The following is a 21,885-nucleotide window of genomic DNA, read 5'->3' as shown; positions in this document are numbered from 1 at the left end:
AGAGCCGCCGTTTTCTCATTCAAGCATGTCACTCATGCCCTGCCTCACGGCAGGTCCGGATACTCCCGCAGGGTCAGCGCGACCTTCACCGCCCCCGGCTTTTCGAAGGTATCCGAATCGACGATGCGGACATCTGCCTTGAAGGCGAGCGAATTGCGTAAATGCGTCTCGATCGACTTTTTGAGCGCGGCGTCCTGATCAGCGGAGCGGCCCCGCCCCCGCTCGACAAGGACCTTGAGCGCGCCTTGCGAGGTATGCCCTTCGAAATCCGCGAGGACGCGCATGACGCCGTTGGTCTCCGGCACCATATCGGTGATCACACTCTGGATGGCCGAGGGGAACACATTCGCCCCGCGGATGATCAGCATGTCGTCCGTGCGGCCGATGCAGCGCACTTTCGGACCTGTCCGGCCACAGGCGCAACTGGTGCCCCGCACCTCCACATGATCACCGGAACGGAAACGGACGAGCGGGTTCGCCTCGCGCCCAATCGCGGTATAGATCAGCTCCCCTTCCGCGCCATCGGTGAAGGGAATGACCTTGCCGCTTTCGGGGTCGAGCAGTTCGGTGATGATGTAATCCATGCCGACCATATGCATGCCGGACTGTTCCTCACACTCGCCCCAGTAGGCGACCGCCATGTCGGTGCCGCCCAGCATTTCGCAGCATTTCGCGCCCCAGACTTCCTCAATCCGTTGCCGGATGGCGGGAATACCGCCGCCGGGCTCCCCCCCCACGAGAACCACTTCAACGCCGAGCGTTTTCGCCTCGACACCTAGAATATCCGGCGCTTTTTCTCCCAGAAATACCGCGAAATTCGGCGCCGCAGCGAGGACGCGGGGCCGTAAATCCGCCGCCGCGCGCAGCAGGCGGTCTGCCCCGCCATCCGCTCCTATCGGAATATCGACAACACCCATATACTGCATCGACTGGGTAATCGGCACGCCGCCGACGAAGCCCTTCGCCAGCGCGAATCCATGCAGCGACATATCGCCCGGCCGGATGCCACTGGCGAAGAAGCAGCGCGCATTCATCTCATGCCACATTTCCGCATCATTCTCCGTCAGGGCCACATAAGACGGGCTGCCTGTGGTGCCGGAGGAGGCCTGCATCTGCACAATATCCTTGCGGTCAGCGGCAAGATGATGCCCGAACGGCGGATTCGCATTGAGGCTTTCGCGAATTTCAGTCTTGTAGGTGAAGGGCAGCTTCTGCAAATCCTCGATGGTGCAGATCTCGTCGAAAGAGACCCCCGCATCGGCAAATTTTTTCTGGTAAAAGGGGGAGCGTTCCTTGAGATAGGCCATCTGCTCGACCAGCTTACGTTCCTGCAACTTTCTGACCTCGTCAAGCGGCATCACCTCGATGGGATGCCAGCAGGTGTCGCCTTTTTTGCCCGCCGCATCCGCCCGGCGGTATTGCATATTATATTCCCTGGAAGCCATTTTTTTTCCTTTTTGCATCGCTGGAGTTTTATGATTTTCCCTGAAGTCTCGCGAACCCGGAAATTTCTTCTAATGATTCGCGAAAGTTCCGGAACGGATTTTTATGTCTCGTTTTTATCTTATAGAACCGATCCGCCGGACCTCCCTTTTTCTGATCTCCGGGTTCGCCGCAGATCCTCTGCCGGGATCCTAAAGACGGGTTGCCTTATGCCGGGACAAAAAAGCCGCCTCTCCCGACCGGCAGTGCCCCTTACCTCCCGCAAAGAACCCGTATTCCACCCACTGCTTCCGGGGCGAATTATTCCCTGTGTCGAGAAATTCTAACTCACGTTAGAAAGCGTGACAAGACAAATAGCCGACAGGCGGCGAGGCCTCTTTCCGCTTCTCGCCTGCCCCTCTCGTGCCTAGCCATGCATGGTCAGGCCACCGGAGACCGATATGGTCTGGCCCGTAATGAAGCCCGCGTCATCCGACGCCAGAAAGCAGACGATGCCCGGAAAATCCGACGGCTGGGCCAGCCGTTTCATTGGGATCGCCCGTTTCAGTCCCTCGGTAATCTTGTCCGCTGAGGGACCTTCGGCGACGCTGGCGAACAGCGGTGTGTCCGTCGGCCCCGGACAGACCGTATTGAGCTGAACACCGGCCCGGGCCAGCTCTCGCGCAACGGTCTTGGTGAAGGCGATCAGCCCGCCCTTGCAGGCAGAATAGACAGCCTCGCCCGAGGAGCCGACACGGCCCGCATCGGAGCTGATATTGATGACCCGGCCACCACCGTTTTTCACCATTCCGGGAAGAACCGCATGGTGCATATACAGCGCACCGTAGAAATTTATATCAATGACTTTTTTCCACAGATCCACGTCCGAATCTAGGAAATTGACCATCTTGTCCCAGCCCGCATTATTGACCAGAACGTCAATGGACGCGACCTTCTCCGCCGCGACCACCGCGCGATTGACCGCCTCACGATCAGTGATATCAACGGCGTAAACGGTGCCGTGGCCGCCATTTTCCTCAATCATTCCAAGAGTTTCGGCGGCGCCATCGGCATTCATATCGAACAGGGCGACAACCGCCCCCTCTTCGGCAAAACGTCGGGCGATCTCACGTCCAATGCCGCTCCCGCTGCCGGTTACGATGACATGTTTTCCCGCAAGTCCACGCATTTCGCCTTCTCCCATACCCGTTTATATTGAATTCTGCCTGTTTGCCTGCTAAAATCAAACATTTGTTCGAATTACATTGCTTGACAATCTCCTGTCAAGAAGGAATTAAAAGTCATGAATGTGACACCGCACATAACCGTATCGCCGGATGCAGCGGCAAAAAAGTCGGATAGAACCCGTTTTACTATTTTGACGGCAGCGGCAAAACAATTCCGGGCTTCAGGCTACGGACCGTCCACCCTGCGCCGGATCGCCGACGCCGCCGGCGTCGAGGCGGGCAGCATCTACTATCATTTCGCCTCGAAAGAAGAGATTTTCGACGCGGTTCTCGACAAGGGGCTGCGCCAGCTCTACCACGCCGTCCGGGAGGCAGGGAAAACCTGTGAGGCGGAGGGCTGCGACTTTCGCGAGACCTTTGTCCGGATGCTGCATTACCATCTGGTCTATCTACTCAAGGAAAACGATTTCACCTCCGCCAACATCCGCAACTTTTCCATGCTCCCCCTGCATATGCGTGAGCGTCACCGCCCGTTGCGTATGGCCTATGCGGAGCTGTGGGAGGAGTTGCTGCAGAAGGCCCTCCGGGAGAAGCAAATCCGATCCGACATCAAGGTCGCGCCGCTGCGGCACTTTCTGCTGGGCGCGCTGAACTGGATGGGGGAATGGTTCTATGCCTCGCATTATCCAGTCAGCGCCCTATCCGAAGGCGTTGCGACGCTGATCCTCGACGGCATGCTGGTGGAAACCAGAAAGCATCCCTTCCCGGTTGAGGAAATGGACTTCCTGGACGATGGGCTGATCGAGCTGGCCGACAGCAAGGTGGCGAGAACCCGGATGCATATCCTGTCCTCCGCAGCGAAAGTCATGCGGGCAAATGGCTACAGTGCCTCGACGCTCCGTCGTATCGCAGCCGAGGCAAAAATGGAAGCGGGCAGCATCTATTACCATTTCAAATCCAAGGAGCATTTGCTTGATGCGGTGCTCGACCGGGGCTTGCGGGAAATGGCGAATGGGGTCTCGCGAATCTTATACGACATTGCAGGCTACCCCGACAGCAGTTGGCAGATCGCCGCCGCTATCAATGCGCATATGCGGGTTCTGTTTGCCCGTAGCGAATTCACCTCCGCCAATATCCGCATGTACGGGCAGCTGTCTCAGGAGATACGCCAACGGCATCGCCCTGTCCGCCTGAAATATGCCGCAGCCTGGGATGCCTGCCTGAAAAACGCGCAGGAAAACCGGATCATCCGCAGCGATATCAAGGTCGTTCCCCTTCGGCTGTTCATGATTGGCGCACTGAATTGGACCGTCGAATGGTTCGACCCGGAAAAGGGCGGGCAGGACGGCTACTACAGCCTGCAGGAAATGATCGCCTTGCAACAGTCCTTGCTGTTGAACGGCATTGCCCATAATGGGGGCATGACCCCGTAACGGTTCCGCCCGCAAGGGCTACTTTTCGTCCCATCCCCTCCCTTCACCCGCGCGCCGCGCTTATGAAAATCCGCGCCACAGGGCGCCCTCCGCCCTTCTGCAAATCATGATCTAGCCACCGCGCGGCATCACCTCACAAAAAAAACTAACAAATGTTCAAAACCGTTGACTGATATTAGTCCTTGTGCATAGACTGAACAAAAAATAACGCGCTCCCTGATGCGCCAACATCGGGAAAAACGGGAGGATAATAAGTGACAGTTACGTCTTTGGCGCAATGTTTGGAAAATACTTCGCACCTTGTTGGGAACCAGATTTTCATCAGTTTCGAAGGGCAAACACTGACCTTTGCCGAATTTGATGCGAGAACGTCGCAGCTCGCGAATGTGTTCAAGGCGAAGGGTGCAAAGGCCGGGGACGCGATCGGGCTGTATCTGCCGAGCCGCCCGGAAATGGCCCTCGGTTACTGGGCGTGCCAGAAAGTCGGCGCCATCGCCAATCCCATCAGCGGCATGAACCGCGCGCGGGAAGTCAGCGCCACCGTCTCGCGGACGGATATGAAGCTGATCCTCACCAGCCCGGAGACACTGCCCTTCGCCCTTCAGGTGCGGCAGGAAACCGGCAAGCTGGAGACAATCTTCGTAACCGGCGGCGCGGCGGACGGCGCCGTTGATGTGGAGGCGCTAATGGATCGCGCCGACACGACCTATTCGTTACCGGATTTCAAGGCTGACGATGTCGTTGCCTTGTTTTTCACCTCCGGCACTACGGGGGAGCCCAAGGGCGCAACGCAGACACAACTCAGCCAGTATACGACGCTGCGCGATATGGCGGTGCATGGCGGGCTTTTATGGGCGCAGGAAGTCTTTCTTTGCGCGCTGCCGCTGTTCAACAATTTCGGCGCCACCTGCATGATGAACGGGGCGATTTTTTCGGGCGCGAAAATGATCCAGATGGAACGCTGGGACACCGACGCCGTGCTGGAAACCATCACTCGCGAAAAAGTGACCTATCTTGCCGGATCGCCGACCATGTATCTGTATCTGCTGCGCGATTTCGATCCCGCAAGACACGATCTCAGCTCGCTGAAGACCTGCGTGACGGGCGGATCGCCGGTAGCGCCGAACGTCATGCAGCAGTTTGAAGAGAAAATGGGCGTGCCGCTGCTGCAAATATACGGCGCCACGGAAAGCACGGGCTATGTGACGGGCGAGCCCCTGTTCGGCGTGCGCAAACGCGGCTCCGCCGGAGTGCCCATCGGCGGCTCCCGCATTAGCATTGTCGATGATAACGGCGCGGAACTGCCGCGCGGCGACATCGGCGAAGTGCGAATTTCCGGTGATACCATCGGCGCGGGCTACTGGGGCGATGCCGAGACCACAGCCGCCAGCTTCACGCCGCAAGGCTGGCTCAGCGGCGATCTCGGATATCTTGATGAAGACGGCCATCTGTTCATCGTGGACCGGAAGAAGGATGTCATCATTTCCGGCGGCTATAACATCTATCCGCTGGAAGTCGAGGACCTGCTGTACCAGCATCCCGATATTCGCATCTGCGCCGTCATCGGCCTGCCGGACAAAGACAAGAGCGAAATTCCCGTGGCCGTCGTCATCCCGCACGCCGGGCACACGCTGGATGCGACGGAAATCATCGCCTATTGCCGCAAGAACCTGTCCGCCTACAAATCCCCGCGCCGCGTCTATACCGTTGACGAGATGCCCCTCGGCCCGTCCAACAAGATTTTGAAACGCACCCTTAGAGACTGGCACACAGAAGGCCAGAGAAAATTGAGAGAGGTTCAGTGATAACAGAGCAATCGTCTTCCGCAAATCGCGGGCTTCCGCTTGCCGGTGCCGTTGCCCTTATCAGCGGTGCGGGCGGTCCAATGGGCGCGGCCATTGCCGACCGGCTGGCGGCGGACGGGGCGGCTCTCGGCCTGATAGACATTTCGGGTCGTCGCGTTGTCGCGACAGCAGAAGACATCCAGACACGGCATCCGGACACCCAAATTCAGACGGCGCGGGCGAACGCCACCGACGAGCAGGAAACCAACGCCGCCATTGCCGAGATCGCGGACGCGCTGGGCCCGGTCTCTATTCTAGTCAATGTTGTGGGCGGCATCCGCGGCGGCGAGTTGGTGACCCCCATTCTCGGGATGAGCGAGGAACGCTTCGACAGCACCTTCGCCCTCAATCTGAAGCCGCTGTTCTGGATGGTGCAGGCCACCGCGCCGGGCATGATTGCGCGCAAAAAAGGCGCGATTGTCAATATTTCCTCCGTGACCTTCGCCGGGGACGGAGACCAGCCGGAATATGCCGCGGCAAAGGCCGCTGTGTCGTCCCTCACCCGTTCGCTGGCAATCGAGCTGGCCCCGTCCGTGCGGGTCAACTGCATCGTTCCGGGGCTGATCCAGACATCCGTCATCAACAATGCCGCGCCGCAGATGGTGGCGGACTACACCAACCGGTCGCTGCTGAAACGGCTGGGCCGTCCGGAAGATATTGCCGCCGCCGTCAGTTTTCTTGTCGGCCCGGATTCAGACTTCATTACAGGCGTGTCACTGCCTGTTTCGGGGGGGATACCTGCAAACCTGTAACATCAGGCCCACATGGAACCAAAAAAGTAAAAAACCAAAGTACCACATTCAATAAAGGGAGAAAATCATGTCAATGAAGAAGATTATAGGCATTACAAGCGGGGCGCTTCTTGCCCTGTTCAGTGCACAGACAGCATTTGCCGACGAGACCCTAAAGGTCGGCGTTTCCGCCCCGATGTCGGGTGCCGCAGCGGCCTGGGGCCTTGGCTTTGAATATGCGGCGGAGCAGGCGGTCGAAAAGGTCAATTCCGAAGGCGGCATCAAGGCCGGCGGCAAGACCTACATGCTGGAACTGCATGCCTATGACAACAAGTACAACGCCGCCGAAGGCGCCAAGACGGCCCAGACCATGCTGAACCGTGAAAAAATCAAATTCATCGTCGGCAGCATTGGCACGGCGCCCGTGCGCGCAACGCAGGCTCTATCCGAGCGCCAGGGCGTGCTGCTGTTCAATACGGGCTGGGGCAAGAGCATCAAGGGGCCGGACTATCCGCTCACCTTTACGCAGATGAACACCCCGTTTGAAATTCTCGCGCCCTTCTTCGGCTACATCAAGGAACAGCATCCCGAACTGAAGACGGTCGCGATGATCACTCCCAACGATGCGACTGGTCAGGAAGTGGAGCCTGTGGCCGTCAAATCCTGGAATGATCTCGGCGTTGAAGTCGTTTCCACGGATCGGTACGAGCGGGGCACAACCGAATTTCAATCCATCGCGACAAAAATCGCCAACAGCAAGCCCGATGGCGTTGACTTCGGTGCGGCTCCTCCTGCGGATGTCGGCTCCATCATGAAGGCGCTGGACGTGCTGGGCTGGAACGGTGTCAAGATTGTGGCGCCGGGCACCTCGGCCGGCACGCTGAGCAAGATGGCAGGCGGCGCGGCTGAAGGCACTTATCTCGGCGCTTCCGCCGACTTCCAGGGCGATTCCGCCAGCGAAACCCAGCGCAAGCTGAACGAAGGCGCCATCGCCAAGCTGGGCGAATCCTTGAACGGCATCACTATTTCAAGCTATGACGCGGTCATGGCGCTGAAAAAGGCGATTGAGACAGCGGACAGCATCGACCCGAAAAAGGTCGCTGAAACCCTGCCGACAATTATTTTTGAATCCTCCTACGGCCCGGCTGCTTTTGGCGGCACGAATGTCTATGGCTCGCCGCAGCAGATCCTGATCCCGGTCATGATCACGCAGGTCAAGGACGGAAAGGCCGTGGAAGTCGGGCGCGTTGCTCCGGAAGAGCTTAAAGAACGCCTTAAGTAAAACCGAAGAAAAAAGTGATACGCCAGCCAGATTCCAAAAGCTGGCGTATCCTCAATCTGGCCCTGCAATGACCGGACCATATCAATGGAACTACAAGTACAGCTTCTTATGAACACGTTGCAGATCGGCTCGGTTTATGTGCTGTTTGCGCTTGGACTGACCCTGATTTTCGGCGTTATGAAAATCGTCAATTTCGCCCATGGTACCTTTTTCACCGCGGCGGCGCTCATTGTCTCCTCAGTGATGATCTGGGGCGTCGGCACGATGGGATTGTCCATCTGGTTTTCCTACCTGCTGGCGTTTTTCCTGGCGCTTGTGGTTGTCTGTCTCATCGGTTTTGTCGTTTATATCTTCGGATTCCAGTATTTCCTCAAAGATCTCAACGGCTCCTTCATCCTGTCGATCGGACTACTGCTGCTGCTGAACGGCACTTTCTTGATCCTCTATGGCGGCGTGCCGCGCTCCATTCCCGATGTCATCCCCGGCAATGTCTCCTTTCTCGGCGCCAGCCTCACCCTCCAGAGACTGGTGCTGATGATCGTCGCAAGCGTCATTACGCTGGGTCTTTATATTCTCGTCCACCGGACAAAGCTCGGACTCAGCCTACGCGCCGTTGCCGAGGATCAGGAAGCGGCGATGCTGCAAGGCATCCCGTTCCGTCGGGTCGCGCTTTACGGGTTTCTCATCGGCGCGACGCTGGCCGCCTGTGCCGGGGCGCTGATGGCGACCGTCACACCCGTGACCACCGTGATCGGCGACGACTTTCTCGTCAAAGCCTTCATCATCATCATTATCGGCGGGCTCGGCAGCGTCCTCGGGGCCATTCTCGGGGGGCTTCTAATTGCCCTGATTGAAAGTTTCGGCGGCTATTATTTCGACCCGTCCACGGCAACGCTTGCCATGTTTGTTCTGGTCGTTGTTCTGCTTATTGTCCGTCCACAGGGGATTTTAGGTCATGCTGAGAAGTAATCCGGGGCTTGCCCTTTGCATTCTGATCGCCCTTGCCGCGATCTGCTTTGCTCTTTTTAGCGGCGATCCCTACTATGTACAGGTCGTCATCTGGGTCTTTGCCAATGCCGTGCTGGCGGTAACGCTCCGCTTCGTGCTGCTGATCGGCGAGCTGAATATCGCGACGGCCGCCTTCTTCGGCATCGGTGCCTATGCGACGGCGGTGGCGTCCACCATCTATGACTTGCCTTTTTTCATCTCGCTGCTTGCCGCGCCGGTCATTGCCGGCCTCGTCAGCGCGCTGTTCGGCTGGATCACCCTCCGGACCAAGGGCCCCTATTTCCTGCTGATCTCCTTTGCCTTCACCGAAATCGTCCGGCTGTTCTATACAAAGTCAGAATTCCTCGGCGGCAATTCCGGCATGATCGGCATGTTCCCGCCGATGGTGCTGAACGACTATTATCCGGCCATTGCGATTACCCTCCTGGCGGCGATCCTGTTCGGCCTGTATTTGACGGAACGGTCCAATCTCGGACGGGTGTTCAAAGCCATCCAGAACAATGAGGATATTCCCCGCTCCGTCGGGCTCAATGTCATCGGACTCAAAATCCTCTGTTTTGTTATCGCCTCCACGGCGGTGGGTCTTGCGGGCGGGGTACATGCCTATACGAACAGCGTTATCGCCCCAGCGGACTTTACCTTCTTCGTTGCGGTTCTCGCCCTCGCTTATGTCAAGATTGGCGGCGAAGGCCATATCATTGGCCCCATTATCGGGGCGGCTACCCTGACGCTGGCTGGACAATTCCTACACAGCTTTGGGCCCTATGAGAATATTTTCTACGGCGCCATTATCATTGGCGTCCTGCTCCTCATGCCCGGAGGGATCATCGGGCTCGGCAAAGGTTTCATAGGTAGCTCAACCGTGAGGAGGGATCCGCATTGACCAGTAGCGAGACAACCATGCATTCTTCTGACACTGGCACCGCCGCAGGAAAAGTTCTGTTAAAGGCTGAGCGGCTTGAACGTAAATTCGGCGGCCTGACGGCCGTTGCGGATTTCAGTTTCGAACTCAGGGAAGGCGAAATACTGGGTCTTATCGGTCCCAACGGTGCCGGCAAGAGCACAACCTTCAATCTGATCAGCGGCTTCATGCCGCCGACTTCGGGTCAGCTATTCTTTCTGGATGAGAATATTACCAGCAAGAACGCCACCTATATCAGCCGCAAGGGTCTGATCCGGACCTTTCAACATGAAAGCCTGCTCAGCGAAATGTCGGTCGCGGACAATATCATTATCGCAACGACACACCGCCTGAAAACCACCGCAGCGCGGCAGGAAAAAATGCGAAAAATAGCGGGTCTGACGGGTCTTGAAAACTATCTTGATGTCCCGGCGGGTAGCCTGCCGCACGGCTTGCAGCGCATGCTGAGCATTGCCATCGCCCTTGCTGCGGAACCGAAGGTGCTGTGCCTTGACGAGCCCCTCACCGGGCTTCAGGGGGTGGAGGTCAGCGCCGCGCTGGACCTGTTCGAAATGATCCGCAGCAAACTGGGAATAACCATCCTGCTTGTGGAGCATAACATGCGGGCCGTCATGCGGATTTGCGACAGGATCCTGGTACTCAATCACGGGCGACTTCTTGCCGCAGGCACGCCGGAAGAAGTCAGCCAGAACGAACTTGTCATTGAAGCCTATCTTGGACATAAAAAATGAACCAATCGAATGACATTTTATCCATCGACGACCTCTATGTGAGCTATGGCGGGGTTCCCGCGCTCGAAGGGGTGAGCCTGTCGGTGAAGCAGGGCCAGATCACAACGATTATCGGCGCAAACGGCGCGGGGAAAACGACGCTGATGAAGGCGGTAGCAGGCCTGCTGACCCCGGCAAAGGGGAAGATCGACTTTCAGGGAGATGATATCACGGGCCTGTCGCCCGCCCAGACGGTCTCCAAGGGGCTGACCCTCGTCCCGGAAGGGCGTCGGCTGTTTCCAACGATGAGCATCCGCGACAACCTGATGTCCGGGGCCTATATCCGGACGGATAAGGACGCCATCCAGAAAGATATGGAAACCGTTCTCGACTATTTTCCGGTCCTGAAGGATCGCCTGAGCATGCCGGCAAATTCCTTAAGCGGCGGACAGCAGCAGATGCTCGCCGTCGGGCGCGCCCTGATGGCCTCGCCTAAGCTCCTCATGCTCGATGAACCCTCCATCGGGCTGGCGCCGACCATCGTGGAGACGATCGGCAATATCATCCAGACCATCTCCCGCAATGGCGTGGACATCCTGCTGGTCGAGCAGAATGCGCATATGGCGCTGGAACTCGCCGATCAGGCCTATGTACTGGAAAACGGCAAGATCACCCTGACCGGCAAAGGGCAGGAACTCATCCAGAACGACAAGGTGCGGGAGGCGTATCTGGGCCTCTGACCGGAAATTTCAGCTTCAGAGGACTTGAATATATTCATCACGTAATTCTGTATTTACCACAAGGCAACGTGACGATATCCCACAGACTACACATGAAACTATGAATTTTCTTCTGTCCTTACCATATGCCCGCTCTGAACTGCGGCCTCCGATATGGCGTCCAGCGCCTTCGGATTGACGAGCGACGATGTATCGCCCAAAGGCTTGCCGAGGCAGACCGCGCGCACCAGCCGCCGCATCACCTTCATGTTGCGCGTCTTGGGCAGATCAGCAACGGTCAGGATGAATTTCGGGCGGTAGGGATAGCCGAGCCCGGCGATCACCGCATCGGACAGCTCCTTCTCGACGGCTGCGCCGGGCATCGCGTCCTTGTCCAGCACCACCACGCAGGCGACGCTTTCGCCCTTGATCTCGTCCGGAATGCCAATTGCCGCCGCCTCCCGCACTTTGCCGGTGGCGGTCAGAAGTGCTTCGATCTCCGACGGGCCGGTGCGCTTACCCGCGATTTTGAGCGTGTCATCGGAACGCCCCAGCACAAACCAGAAGCCTTCCTCATCCTGAACGGCCCAGTCGCCCTGACGCCAGCAGCCGGGAATATCCCGCCAGTAGCTGTCGAGGAAGCGTTCGTTATCCTTCCACAGCCCCCGGCTGAGTCCGATGGAAGGATTACGCAGAACCAACTCGCCCACATTGCCGGGCCCGACCGGGTTCCCCTCCATATCCACGATATCGGCCCCCATCCCCGGCACCGGGCCGGAAAAGGCGCAGGCCTTCATGGGGCGCAGGACGGAACCGGCCAGAATGCCGCCACCGATTTCCGTGCCGCCCGTATAGTTGATGATCGGCCCGTCTGATTTAAGGACATTTTCAAAGGTCCACCACCAGGCATCAGGCGTCCAGGGCTCCCCGGTGGAGGCGACAATCCGAATGGAGGAAATGTCATTGTCCCCCACCCCGGCGCCATGCATGAAGCCACGGATCAGCGTCGGCGCAACACCGAGAAAGGTGACGCGGTGTTTCTCGATCAGCCGCCACATGCGCGTACTATCGGGATAGTCCGGCGCGCCATCGGCAAGGACGAAAGACGCGCCCATCAGTGTTGCGCCGAACGCCAGCAGCGGCCCGACCAGCCAGCCCATATCGGAAAACCAGATGATCCGGTCACTGCTTTTCATATCCATCATCAAGCCGAGATCGAGCGTCAGCTTGGCCGGAAAACCGCCATGGGTATGCACGGTTCCCTTCGGCTGGCCCGATGTGCCGGAGGTATAGACCAGCAGCGCGGGCGCTTCCGCCGACATCTCGGCATTCGGCATGTCCGTCGGCTGGCCTTTGCATAGCTCCTCCCAGTCAACATCCGTCTCGCCCATGGTGACGGTGTGGCCCGTCCGCCGGAGACAGACAACATTGCGGACACTCGGCGCGCGGGCGGACGCTGCATCGGCAAATTCCTTCATCGGCGCGGTCTGTCCGCGCCGCGTTGCTCCATCCACGGTGAGGATCGCAACCGCCTCCGACGCATTCAGACGAGCGAGAATGGCATCCACCCCGAAGCCGGAGAACAGCGGCATCACCACCGCGCCGATCTTCGGCACCGCCAGCAGGGCGGCGACTGCCTCATTCACATTGGGCATATAGACGGCTACCACCTCGCCGGGCTTCACGCCGAGCGATTGCAGGCCCGCCGCAAGGCGGGAGACTTCGGCGCTCAGCTCCTCATAGGTCCAGATGCGGGTCTCGCCCCCCTCGGAATCGCCAAGAATGGCGGGCGATGTCCAGACTTCGGTGCCGCGGTGACGGTCCAGCGAATTTTCCACGATGTTGGTTGTGCCGCCCACAAACCATTCGGGAAATTCGACCCCCCGCGAGAGATCCATGATCTTCTCGTAGGGCTTCATGAAACGGAGCCGCCCGGCAATCACATTCCACCACCATTCCGGCTCTTCACTGGCGCGCCGCATCAGCGTATCATAATCGGCGATGCCATGCTCGGCCATAAAGGCAACAAGGTTGCTTTGCCTGATCAGTTCCTCACCGGGTTCCCAGACGATGCTTTGACGTGACAGTTCATTCATTTTTTTATTCGCTCCAACGCAATTGAAATATGCTTCGAAAAGGAAGATTGAGTTATCATATTAAACTCTTAAATGGAAAAATTCGACATTTTTGAAGTATAAATTGTTGTTTTTCAGACGCTTACGAAGCGGGAATTTATTCAAAAAAACTGACATGATTGTGATTAATCTCTCTGGACGGAACTGCCTGAGAATGGGCACTTGAGGTGGCCTGACAGGCGTTGTCATCACCTTGCAGCGCAAAGGAGTTGAGGCGAAGCTGGTGATTGCCGGTCATCCTGACCAATACCGAAAACCCGATACCGATCTTTGCCAGCTGATTGCGCAGGCCAGATTCTGGTTTGATCAGTTGGCATCAGGGGAAGCCGGATCAGTGAAGGAAATTGCCGAACGGGAAAAGGTGTTTGATACGGAGATCACCCGGGTACTTCCGCTTGCCTTTCTGGCGCTGGAGATTGTCGAGGACATTCTGAATGGCCGTCAGCCGGAGACGCTAATTGTCAAAGGTCTCAAGAGACTTAATCCGTTGCCAACGGACTGGCATGAGCAGAAAAAGCGGCTCGGCTACCCTGATTAACCCCACATTATATCCATGAACTGGACCCTGAAACGGGGCGACAGAGACGAATACCGAATTGCGGCTTACTTGCTCTGATCGATGCGTCTTTGTTCCGGTTGGATATCGCCAAAGCCCCGGAACTGCGGGGTTCAGAGGCGAACCTGGACTGGAGCCAGGTTCGCCTCAAGATTAGTGGTGGAGGTAACAGTCTCATGCGAACCCGTCTCTATGATTTTCCCTGTTAAACAGGGAAAAAACAGGGATTTTTGGCGATTTTGACCCAAAATCAGCCGTGTCTCCGAGGTAACTCCCTATTTTTATTAATGTTTCTTCAATTTCCGCAAGAAAATTATCAGGGAAAATTAAGTTCCTATCAGGGAAATAATTTTCGAGAACAGGGAGCTCAAAACTCCATATTCTTTTAAAGAAATTAATTTAGAAGGACATATTGTCAATTTAAAAGCGCCTAATAATACTCCTGCAAGAAATCAATATATCTAGCTTCGGGGCGACCATTTTATCAAGGAAACCTCTTCGCGCCGATTATCCCAAATGCCAATATTTTTGCGCGAGCAGTCCTGCTTAAATCTTGTAACCGAAATCTTCGCCGAGCCTGGCCTGCATGAACGGACCACCTTCATCGATCCAAGAAGCGTTCTTGTCGAGTTTAATTGATATTGCCCGGACCAGATATAGGTCTGGATCGGCCATGCGTTTCGGCTTGGCACCACGATCACGATAGGCACGAAGCTTTTCAAGCAAAAACCGCCGCGTCTTCGTAATGCCGGTATCGCTCAGACCGAGATGTTCCTTGCTTCTATCGTAAATCGGCGAAACCCCAGACTGGCACGCTGCGTCCTGAACCCAGAGCCCGGGTAATCCTGAAAACCAAGTTTTCTGCTGGCTCTCATAATCGAAGCCATAGCCATTATCGAAATTGTATCTGGTGCGGTATTTGGCATAGGGCGTCATCGGGCTCAGCTGTTTGTAAGCGTTGCGGCTGGCGTGCCCGGTTTCACGGCCGTTGTGGCCTTCGGTAAAGAGTTTTCGCGACTTCTCGTACATGGGTTGACTTGGGTGATAGGAGAACATGATGCAAAGCGTATTTTCGTCATCGATCGGCACCCAGGCATGGCCGCTTAGCTCCGGATAATTGGATTGCGGCGGAACAAGCGTATAAAAAGGCATCAGGAACTGATTTACCCGCCAGTAAAGAGTATCCTCGTCAAAAACCCGGCGCGAGGCAATGCTGACACCAAAATCCTGGTTTGCGCATTCAAACGTCGGACGCAAGTCCCGTGTTGCCACCCATTTATCGATGGATCCACCTGTATCTACACGGCCATGTAAAATGGGTGCATGGGCAGAGTCAATTTCACCTTCCAGCGCCTGGAGCCAGTTACATTCCTGCACACGGAAGGTCACGACGACATTTTCCTCAGGCACGAGATTCCATTCGAGGTTCGGTAACGGTGGAGCAGCATCAGCATCTGCTCCCATAAAGGTCCAGACCATGCCGTTTCGTTCCTGACAGGGGTATGACTTGATCTTCACCTTGTTTTTGAACCGACTGTCCTCAGGCTCAACTGGCATGTCGAGGACATTGCCCGAAATATCGAATTTCCAGCCATGATAGACACAGCGAAGGCCGCAACCCTCGTTGCGCCCCAGCATCATCGGCGCACCGCGATGCGGACAGGCGTGATCGACGAGACCCACCTTCCCCGCCGAATCCCGAAAGGCGACCAAATCCTCTCCAAGTAGTTTAATCCGTTGTGGCTGCCCGTCGATTTCAAGATCGCGGGAAGGCAGGAAGGGTATCCAATACAGACGGAACAGGTTGCCCATTGCAGTGCCCGAACCAACCCGGACAAGAGCTTCGTTATCTTCATAAGTTAGCATTCTCCCTCCCCTTTTCTGATTATCCTATTTTGACAATTCCACTCCACCAATACGGAAAGCAGAAAAATCAGGTGCCCGCTTTTCATTGAAGGCGGCATTTCCTTCACGCGCTTCTTCGGATTTCACAAACATGGCAAGACCATCGCCCGCCATTTTTGCCTGACCGAAGATAGCGGCTGAATCCGCATTAAAAGAATGTTTCAAGAACCTGAGCGCGCCGGGGCTCAATGCCACGGCATGTTGGGCCATGGCCCGCGCCTCTTCTTGCAGCTTGTCAGCGGGTACTACCTTATTGACCAGTCCCCAGTCCAGCGCCTGTTCCGCCGTGTATTGCAGGCAGAAGAACCAGATTTCCCGCGCCCGCTTCTCACCGACGGTCCGGGCGAGATAAGCTGTGCCCCAACCTGCATCAAACGAGCCGACCTTCGGGCCCGCCTGACCGAATTTCGCATGCTCGGCGGCGATGGTGATGTCGCAGATCACATGCAAAACATGGCCGCCTCCGATGCAGTAACCGTTGACGGCGGCAATGACCGGCTTTGGAATATCACGGATAACATTATGCAAGTCATCAATTTCCCAAAGACCATTTTCGCTGGCGCCATAGGTGCCCTTTTCTTTCATTTCCTTCTGATCGCCGCCGACGCAAAAGGACTTCTGTCCCGCTGCCGTCAGGATAACAACCGCCGCGCCCTTGTCCGCCCAGGCCCGCTTGAAAGCATGCAGTAATTCTTCGATGGTCCGTCCGCGAAAGCAGTTAAAGCGATCCTCACGATCGATGGTGATGGTGGCGATACCCTCGCTCACTTCATATTTTACGTCTGTATAATCCATTGTTCTTCTTTCTTTGAATTAAGCTTTTTAGGAAAAGGATTTCACGATCTCACGGCTGAGAATATGCCGCTGGATCTGGTTTGAACCGTCCAGTATCTGGAAGGCCTTGGCGTCGCGCATCATGCGTTCGACGTGATATTCGCGCATATAGCCATAACCACCGAGGATCTGCACGGCATCTGTTGTGACCTTCATCGCGGTATCGGTTGCCTGGATCTTGGCCATGCCGACCTGCGAGAGCGTCTGATAGCTGACAGTCGGGAGTTCGCGATCGACCCGCCAGTTCGTATCGCGAACCAGGAGCTGAGACGCCCGTAGTGATGTCGCCATATCGGCGAGCATAAAGCCGATCCCCTGGAAGCGGGCGATGGATTGCCCGAAGGCCTGGCGTTCATTCGCATAGGCGGCGGCAATGTCATAAGCCGCCCGACCGATTCCGAGCGTGATGGCGGCCGCGCCCCAGCAACGCATCGCGTTGGCGACACCGTCGAGAATTTTCCAGCCGTCGCCGACTTCCCCGATCAGGCATTCGTCGGGAACCAGGACATCTTCAAATATGACGTCGCAGATCGGGCCGCCCTTGAGGCCCATCTTCTTCTCCTGCTTGCCGAAACTGAGGCCTTTCGTATCCTTATGGACGACGAAAACGGCAAAATCATTTTTGCCTTTGCCGGTCCGTGAGAACAGCAGATACCAGTCGGCGACACCGCCGTTCGTGATCCAGCGTTTGGTGCCATTGATCTGCCATTGATCCCCTTTTTTCACCGCCATGGTCTTCATGGCGCGGGCGTCGGACCCGCAATGAGGCTCCGACAGGCAGAAGGCGGCAATCGACGGTTTTGAAGTCATCGATTTGAAGAAGGCCTCTTTCTGATGCGGCTTTCCAGCTTCTGCGACAATCTTCAGCGGCGAGTAGGTGGACAGCAGTACCGGCCCCATCGTCGCGTAGGCATAGCCCATTTCTTCCAGTACGACAGACAACACTTGCGCACTGGCATTGATCCCGCCGTACTCTTCCGGCATCGGCAGGGTCAACAACCCGGCTTCGCTCAAAATGGGCAGTAATTCGGAGGGGAAACGGTCTTCCGCGTCGCATTCTTCCGCCAGCGGCGTTATATGATCGGCCGCCAGACGTCGCACCATCTCCCGAATTTCGCTTGTGGTTTCGTCAAAATAGATTTCATCGAGCATGGCTTAATCCACCATCGTCAGGCCGCCGCTGACGCTCAAAACCTGGCCAGTGCAGAAGGAGGAACGTGGGGAAGCAAAGAACAGGACGCCATCAGCGACTTCACTTGGCTTGCCGACGCGTTTTAGAGGAATAGCATTGGTCAGAGCTGTTTTTAGCTTGTCCGGCTGCGACGCAAACAGAGGAGTGTCGGTTGGACCGGGGCATATGCAATTGACATTGATATTGCTCCGGGTCATTTCGCGGGCCAGCGATTTCGTAAAGGCGATGATGCCGCCCTTGGCGCCCGCATAAACCGTCTCGCCGAAGCTGCCGACACGCCCGGCGTCACTGCTGACCATGACGATCTTGCCGCCGCCTGCTTCCATCATCAAAGGGATAACCGCCCGCGTCAGACGGACCGGCCCCATGAAATTAAGGCCCATGATCTTGTCCCAATATTCGGGTGTGTTCTTCATGAAGGGTTCGATAATGTCCCAACCGGCCGCGCTCACGAAGATATCTAGCTTGCCATGTTCTTTCTCGATACTGGCCGTCGCCGCCTCGATGGACGCGTCGTCAGTCACATCGAGCTGCAGGAAGGAAGCCATACCGCCGCTCTCTGTAATCGATTTGGCAACCTTTTCGCCCCCCTTAACATTAATGTCGGAAACAATGACATGGCCGCCAGCCTTGGCGAAGGTTTCGCAGATCGCAGCCCCAATGCCCGACGCACCGCCGGTAATCAGAGCGATTTTGCCTGTAATATCCATTTTTTTCTCTTTTTCTAGTTTTGAGCTAATTGTTTTCATTTGCTGAAGAACGCCACGATCCTGTCCTGAGCCTCTTGTGAGCGCATTGTTATCCTCGGTTTTTCGAGTTCCAACGCATATCCGTCAATTGCGCTATCGGAATATGCGTAAATACATTCCTTGGAAGCAAGAAGTGCGGGCTTAGCCAGCTTGCCTATTCTATCCGCCCATTCCCGGCTTATTATATCGATGTCAGCGCGCGGACAGTTCTTCTCGACAAGGCCAATGCGTACCGCCTCTACACCATCAACGGTTTCGCACCCAAGAATGATCCGGCTGGCAATCCCGGGTCCACAAAGACGGGTCAGTCGTTGCGTACCGCCGGCGCCAGGAATCATACCGACTTGTGCCTCGGGCAAACCTAGTTTTGCCTCACTTGCAGCAACACGGAGATCACAGCTAAGCGCGAGCTCTAGCCCTCCGCCAAGTGCCGCGCCGTTGATAGCAGCGATCGTTACCGCCGGAAACTGTTCCAGCCGGTTAAACAGCTTATGCATCAACTGGACGTAGGTAATCATATCGTCAATGCCGCTATCAGTCTGGAAGTGTTGTTGTATGCTTTTCAGGTCCGCGCCAGCGCAGAAGACTTTTTGGTTACTACGGATCAGCATCACAGTCGCTCCGACCTCTTCGACGCGATCCAGAGCGGCGTGAAAATCGGACATGAATTTATTGTCGATGGCATTAACTGGAGGATTACCCATGACAATCTCGCTGACGGTCGCGTTTTCAATAACTTCTATCACTCGGCTATTCTCCCGCCTTGCACGTCTTCAGCTAGCATTTTCTGTATTTTGTATTTCTGAATTTTCCCGCTGGGAGTCTTTGGCAGTTCATCCCAGCATTCGACTCGCTCCGGGATCTTGAATTTGGCAACTCCCTGCGTCACAAGCAGGTCATAGACCTCCTGAACCCCGACTTTGCGGCCAGCTTCCATCACCAGAACCGCACCGCCTGTCTCACCCAGTCGATCATGGGGGATACCGACCAAGGCACATTCGATACAGCCCGGTATCTGGATGAGTAATTCCTCAACCTCCCGGGCGGCGATATTCTGGCCGCCGCGCACAATCATATCCTTGATCCGCCCGGATATTCTGATTGAGCCATCCGGTCGCTTATAGGCAAGATCGCCAGAATGGTACCAGCCATCAGCATCAAGCGATTTTGCAGTGACGTCGGGCGCGTTCAGATATCCGAGGAAGGTATTGGGACCTCGGGACCATTCCTCGCCGATTTCTCCGTCACGGCATTCATTTCCATTTTCATCGACGATCCTGATTTCTATCCCGTCTCCAGCCGCGCGACCATCGGTTGTCCAGGCGTTTTCTGGCGGATCGGATGGCCAGACAATCGTATGGGGCGGGCTTTCCGTCGACCCGTAAACACTCAAGACCTGTATGCCAATATCCATGGCATGCCGCACGACGGATTCAGGAACCGGTGCCCCGCCACATAGAAAATAGCGTAATGCGGGCAAGGTTGCGTTTCTGGCCCTCAGCTCATTTGCGGTCTCGACAAGAAAGGGCGTTGCGCCCATGGTCCACGTCGCTGCGTCTCGCAACATCTGGTCCACCGCCGCCGATGCCGTAAAGACGTCGAGGATGGAAAGTTGGCCTCCCGTCGTCAGCGTCAGAATTACGCCATGAAGGAACCCGCTGGCATGTGAAATCGGGGAGGCCATGAAACAGGTATCCTCATGATTTAGCCCCAATGTCTCGACAAAGCAGCGCTCCCCATACAGAATAGTGTTATGCGTATGGACAACGCCCTTTGGTTTTGACTCCGTGCCCGATGTAAACAGGATCGCCGCAACATTATCAGGCTTTGCCGGCAGCGGGACGGCGCACTCCCCCTTGCCGAGCAGCGTATCAAACAGCACACCGGCCTGCCGCGCGCCTTCTTCGAGCTGGATCACGATCTTCACCCCGTGACCGGGCCCGAGAATATCCTCAATATGGGCTGTATGATCCGTATTCCGGAACTTTCCGGCGAGAATAACGGCTTTGCTCTGGCAGGTATCCACGACATATTTGATATCTTTCCAGCCATAGGTCATCGGAACGGGGTTGATGATGGCGCCGATCCGAAGCGTGGCCAGAATGCAAACGACCGTCTGCCACCAGTTCGGGGCGCAAATCGTGACGATATCCTCCTCACCGATATCTGAATTTGAGAAATAAGCGGCAACGCTTTCAACATGTGAGTGCAACTCACGGTAGGTAAAAAGGTTTCCCTCCGCATCCGACAGCGCTGTGCGTTCCGGATGATGCTGTACCATGCTTTCGAACAACTGGGAGGTGCTGTCGGAACGCCAGTATGCTTCGGTATAATAACGCTCAGCCACCGCCGGATTTGGAGAGGGAAACTTCATACCGATCAGCCTTTCGTCGCAGGCCGACCAGCGATTTTCGCCTGAATCGAATCAATAAGACCGCCATCGACGACGATATTTTGGCCAACCATATAGGTTGAGCGCGACTGAATTAAAAATTCAATTACCCCCGCGAGATCTTCCGCCGGATCGCCAATCCGGCCCGCAGGCACCATCGCCTCACGCTGCTTCTTCGTGACTTCGTCGGAATAGACCTTTTCGGTCAATGCGGTCCTGAACAGACCGGGAGATATGGTATTAACGCGGATTCCGTCGGCGATCCATTCCAGTGCCAGTTGCCGGGCAAACATAATCAACGCGGCTTTCGAAGAACTATAAGGGCCCATCCCGGGATAGGGCTGCACACCGGACATTGAGGCAATTGCAACAAACGCGCCCTTCGCCTCTTTTAGCGAGCCGTGAACCGACTGCGCGAGCAACATCGGCGCCCGTACATTCACCGCAAACACGCGATCCCAGTTTTCGACCTTGATACCCTCGATCGCGGACGGAATTGAAATGCCGGCATTGCTGATAACAGTATCAAGCCCCCCAAACTCCCCTATGCTCTCGGACGCAATTTTGCCGGGCACGTCAGGGTCGGATAAATCTCCGACCAGCGGTAAAGCCTCTGCGCCGTTGGATTCAACTGCTCGGACTATTTCCTGCAGTTCATCGCTATGGCTTGAGGCGCCAAGAGCCAGCTTCGCACCCGGAACAGCCAGGCGAAGTGCCACTGCTCGTCCAATCCCTTTGCTCGCGCCCGTTATTAAACTTCTCATTCAAATTCTCCACCCGCCAGAACTACAAATCGGTCATCTTCGAGATCAAGCCAAATACGGCTGTATCTTAAGCCCACGGGCAATCGAACCAATATTAAAA

Annotated in this window: 19 protein-coding genes; 9 read left to right on the top strand and 10 right to left on the bottom strand. The window is 56.2% G+C overall.

Going from position 1 to position 21,885, the window contains the following annotated elements; all coding sequences use genetic code 11:
* Positions 1-44: 44 nt before the first annotated feature.
* Positions 45-1,445: a hypothetical protein gene (locus P1U71_RS07730; RefSeq protein ID WP_301104995.1), complete on the bottom strand. Its 1,401-nt coding sequence runs from the start codon at positions 1,443-1,445 to the stop codon at positions 45-47.
* 404 nt (positions 1,446-1,849) lie between these two features.
* Entirely contained in the window at positions 1,850-2,611 is a 762-nt protein-coding gene (locus P1U71_RS07725; protein WP_301104994.1) for a glucose 1-dehydrogenase, read from the bottom strand.
* A 114-nt stretch (positions 2,612-2,725) separates the two neighbouring features.
* Between P1U71_RS07725 and P1U71_RS07720 the strand changes: the two genes are divergently transcribed.
* The 8 genes from P1U71_RS07720 (at position 2,726) to P1U71_RS07685 (ending at position 11,279) form a co-directional block, all read left to right on the top strand.
* Complete coding sequence (locus tag P1U71_RS07720; protein WP_301104993.1) at positions 2,726-4,042, top strand: TetR/AcrR family transcriptional regulator; 1,317 nt, start codon at positions 2,726-2,728, stop codon at positions 4,040-4,042.
* A 254-nt stretch (positions 4,043-4,296) separates the two neighbouring features.
* A complete protein-coding gene (locus P1U71_RS07715; RefSeq protein ID WP_301104991.1) occupies positions 4,297-5,847 on the top strand; it encodes a class I adenylate-forming enzyme family protein in 1,551 nt (516 codons plus the stop codon).
* Positions 5,844-6,638, top strand: coding sequence for an SDR family NAD(P)-dependent oxidoreductase (locus P1U71_RS07710; RefSeq protein ID WP_301104990.1), 795 nt, complete (start codon positions 5,844-5,846; stop codon positions 6,636-6,638). Before P1U71_RS07715 ends, P1U71_RS07710 begins: the two co-directional genes overlap by 4 nt.
* Positions 6,639-6,711: 73 nt before the next feature.
* A complete protein-coding gene (locus P1U71_RS07705; RefSeq protein WP_301104989.1) occupies positions 6,712-7,899 on the top strand; it encodes an ABC transporter substrate-binding protein in 1,188 nt (395 codons plus the stop codon).
* Positions 7,900-7,983: 84 nt separating this feature from the next.
* Positions 7,984-8,868: a branched-chain amino acid ABC transporter permease gene (locus P1U71_RS07700; protein WP_301104988.1), complete on the top strand. Its 885-nt coding sequence runs from the start codon at positions 7,984-7,986 to the stop codon at positions 8,866-8,868.
* Positions 8,855-9,790, top strand: a complete 936-nt coding sequence (locus tag P1U71_RS07695; RefSeq protein ID WP_301104987.1) for a branched-chain amino acid ABC transporter permease — start codon at positions 8,855-8,857, stop codon at positions 9,788-9,790. The genes P1U71_RS07700 and P1U71_RS07695 overlap by 14 nt, the downstream gene beginning before the upstream one ends.
* 17 nt (positions 9,791-9,807) lie before the next feature.
* Positions 9,808-10,560 carry an ABC transporter ATP-binding protein gene (locus P1U71_RS07690; RefSeq protein ID WP_367281144.1) on the top strand — a complete coding sequence of 251 codons (753 nt, stop codon included), beginning with the start codon at positions 9,808-9,810 and terminating at the stop codon, positions 10,558-10,560.
* Complete coding sequence (locus tag P1U71_RS07685) at positions 10,557-11,279, top strand: ABC transporter ATP-binding protein (protein WP_301104985.1); 723 nt, start codon at positions 10,557-10,559, stop codon at positions 11,277-11,279. Before P1U71_RS07690 ends, P1U71_RS07685 begins: the two co-directional genes overlap by 4 nt.
* 98 nt (positions 11,280-11,377) lie before the next feature.
* Here P1U71_RS07685 and P1U71_RS07680 read toward each other — a convergent pair whose 3' ends face one another.
* A complete protein-coding gene (locus tag P1U71_RS07680; RefSeq protein ID WP_301104984.1) occupies positions 11,378-13,354 on the bottom strand; it encodes an AMP-binding protein in 1,977 nt (658 codons plus the stop codon).
* 232 nt (positions 13,355-13,586) lie between these two features.
* Between P1U71_RS07680 and P1U71_RS07675 the strand changes: the two genes are divergently transcribed.
* A complete protein-coding gene (locus P1U71_RS07675; RefSeq protein ID WP_301104983.1) occupies positions 13,587-13,931 on the top strand; it encodes a hypothetical protein in 345 nt (114 codons plus the stop codon).
* Between the two features lie 564 nt (positions 13,932-14,495).
* Here P1U71_RS07675 and P1U71_RS07670 read toward each other — a convergent pair.
* Genes P1U71_RS07670 through P1U71_RS07640 form a run of 7 tightly spaced genes read right to left on the bottom strand, consistent with a single transcriptional unit; the run spans position 14,496 to position 21,785 of the window.
* Positions 14,496-15,815 (bottom strand): Rieske 2Fe-2S domain-containing protein, encoded by a 1,320-nt coding sequence (locus P1U71_RS07670; RefSeq protein WP_301104982.1) that lies wholly within the window; start codon positions 15,813-15,815, stop codon positions 14,496-14,498.
* A gap of 24 nt (positions 15,816-15,839) precedes the next feature.
* Positions 15,840-16,649: an enoyl-CoA hydratase-related protein gene (locus P1U71_RS07665; RefSeq protein ID WP_301104981.1), complete on the bottom strand. Its 810-nt coding sequence runs from the start codon at positions 16,647-16,649 to the stop codon at positions 15,840-15,842.
* 27 nt (positions 16,650-16,676) lie between these two features.
* Positions 16,677-17,840, bottom strand: coding sequence for an acyl-CoA dehydrogenase family protein (locus P1U71_RS07660; protein WP_301104980.1), 1,164 nt, complete (start codon positions 17,838-17,840; stop codon positions 16,677-16,679).
* A gap of 3 nt (positions 17,841-17,843) precedes the next feature.
* Positions 17,844-18,590, bottom strand: a complete 747-nt coding sequence (locus tag P1U71_RS07655) for an SDR family NAD(P)-dependent oxidoreductase (RefSeq protein WP_301104979.1) — start codon at positions 18,588-18,590, stop codon at positions 17,844-17,846.
* A 35-nt stretch (positions 18,591-18,625) separates the two neighbouring features.
* Positions 18,626-19,375, bottom strand: a complete 750-nt coding sequence (locus P1U71_RS07650; RefSeq protein WP_301104978.1) for an enoyl-CoA hydratase/isomerase family protein — start codon at positions 19,373-19,375, stop codon at positions 18,626-18,628.
* A complete protein-coding gene (locus P1U71_RS07645; RefSeq protein WP_301104977.1) occupies positions 19,372-21,003 on the bottom strand; it encodes an AMP-binding protein in 1,632 nt (543 codons plus the stop codon). Before P1U71_RS07645 ends, P1U71_RS07650 begins: the two co-directional genes overlap by 4 nt.
* Positions 21,004-21,008: 5 nt before the next feature.
* Positions 21,009-21,785: an SDR family NAD(P)-dependent oxidoreductase gene (locus P1U71_RS07640; RefSeq protein ID WP_301104976.1), complete on the bottom strand. Its 777-nt coding sequence runs from the start codon at positions 21,783-21,785 to the stop codon at positions 21,009-21,011.
* Positions 21,786-21,885: the final 100 nt, after the last annotated feature.

This window comes from Sneathiella sp. (genome assembly GCF_029233945.1).
Classification (GTDB): Bacteria; Pseudomonadota; Alphaproteobacteria; order Sneathiellales; family Sneathiellaceae; genus Sneathiella.
The sequence above is the reverse complement of the archived record's forward strand: the minus strand, read 5'-3'. Positions and strand labels throughout refer to the sequence as shown.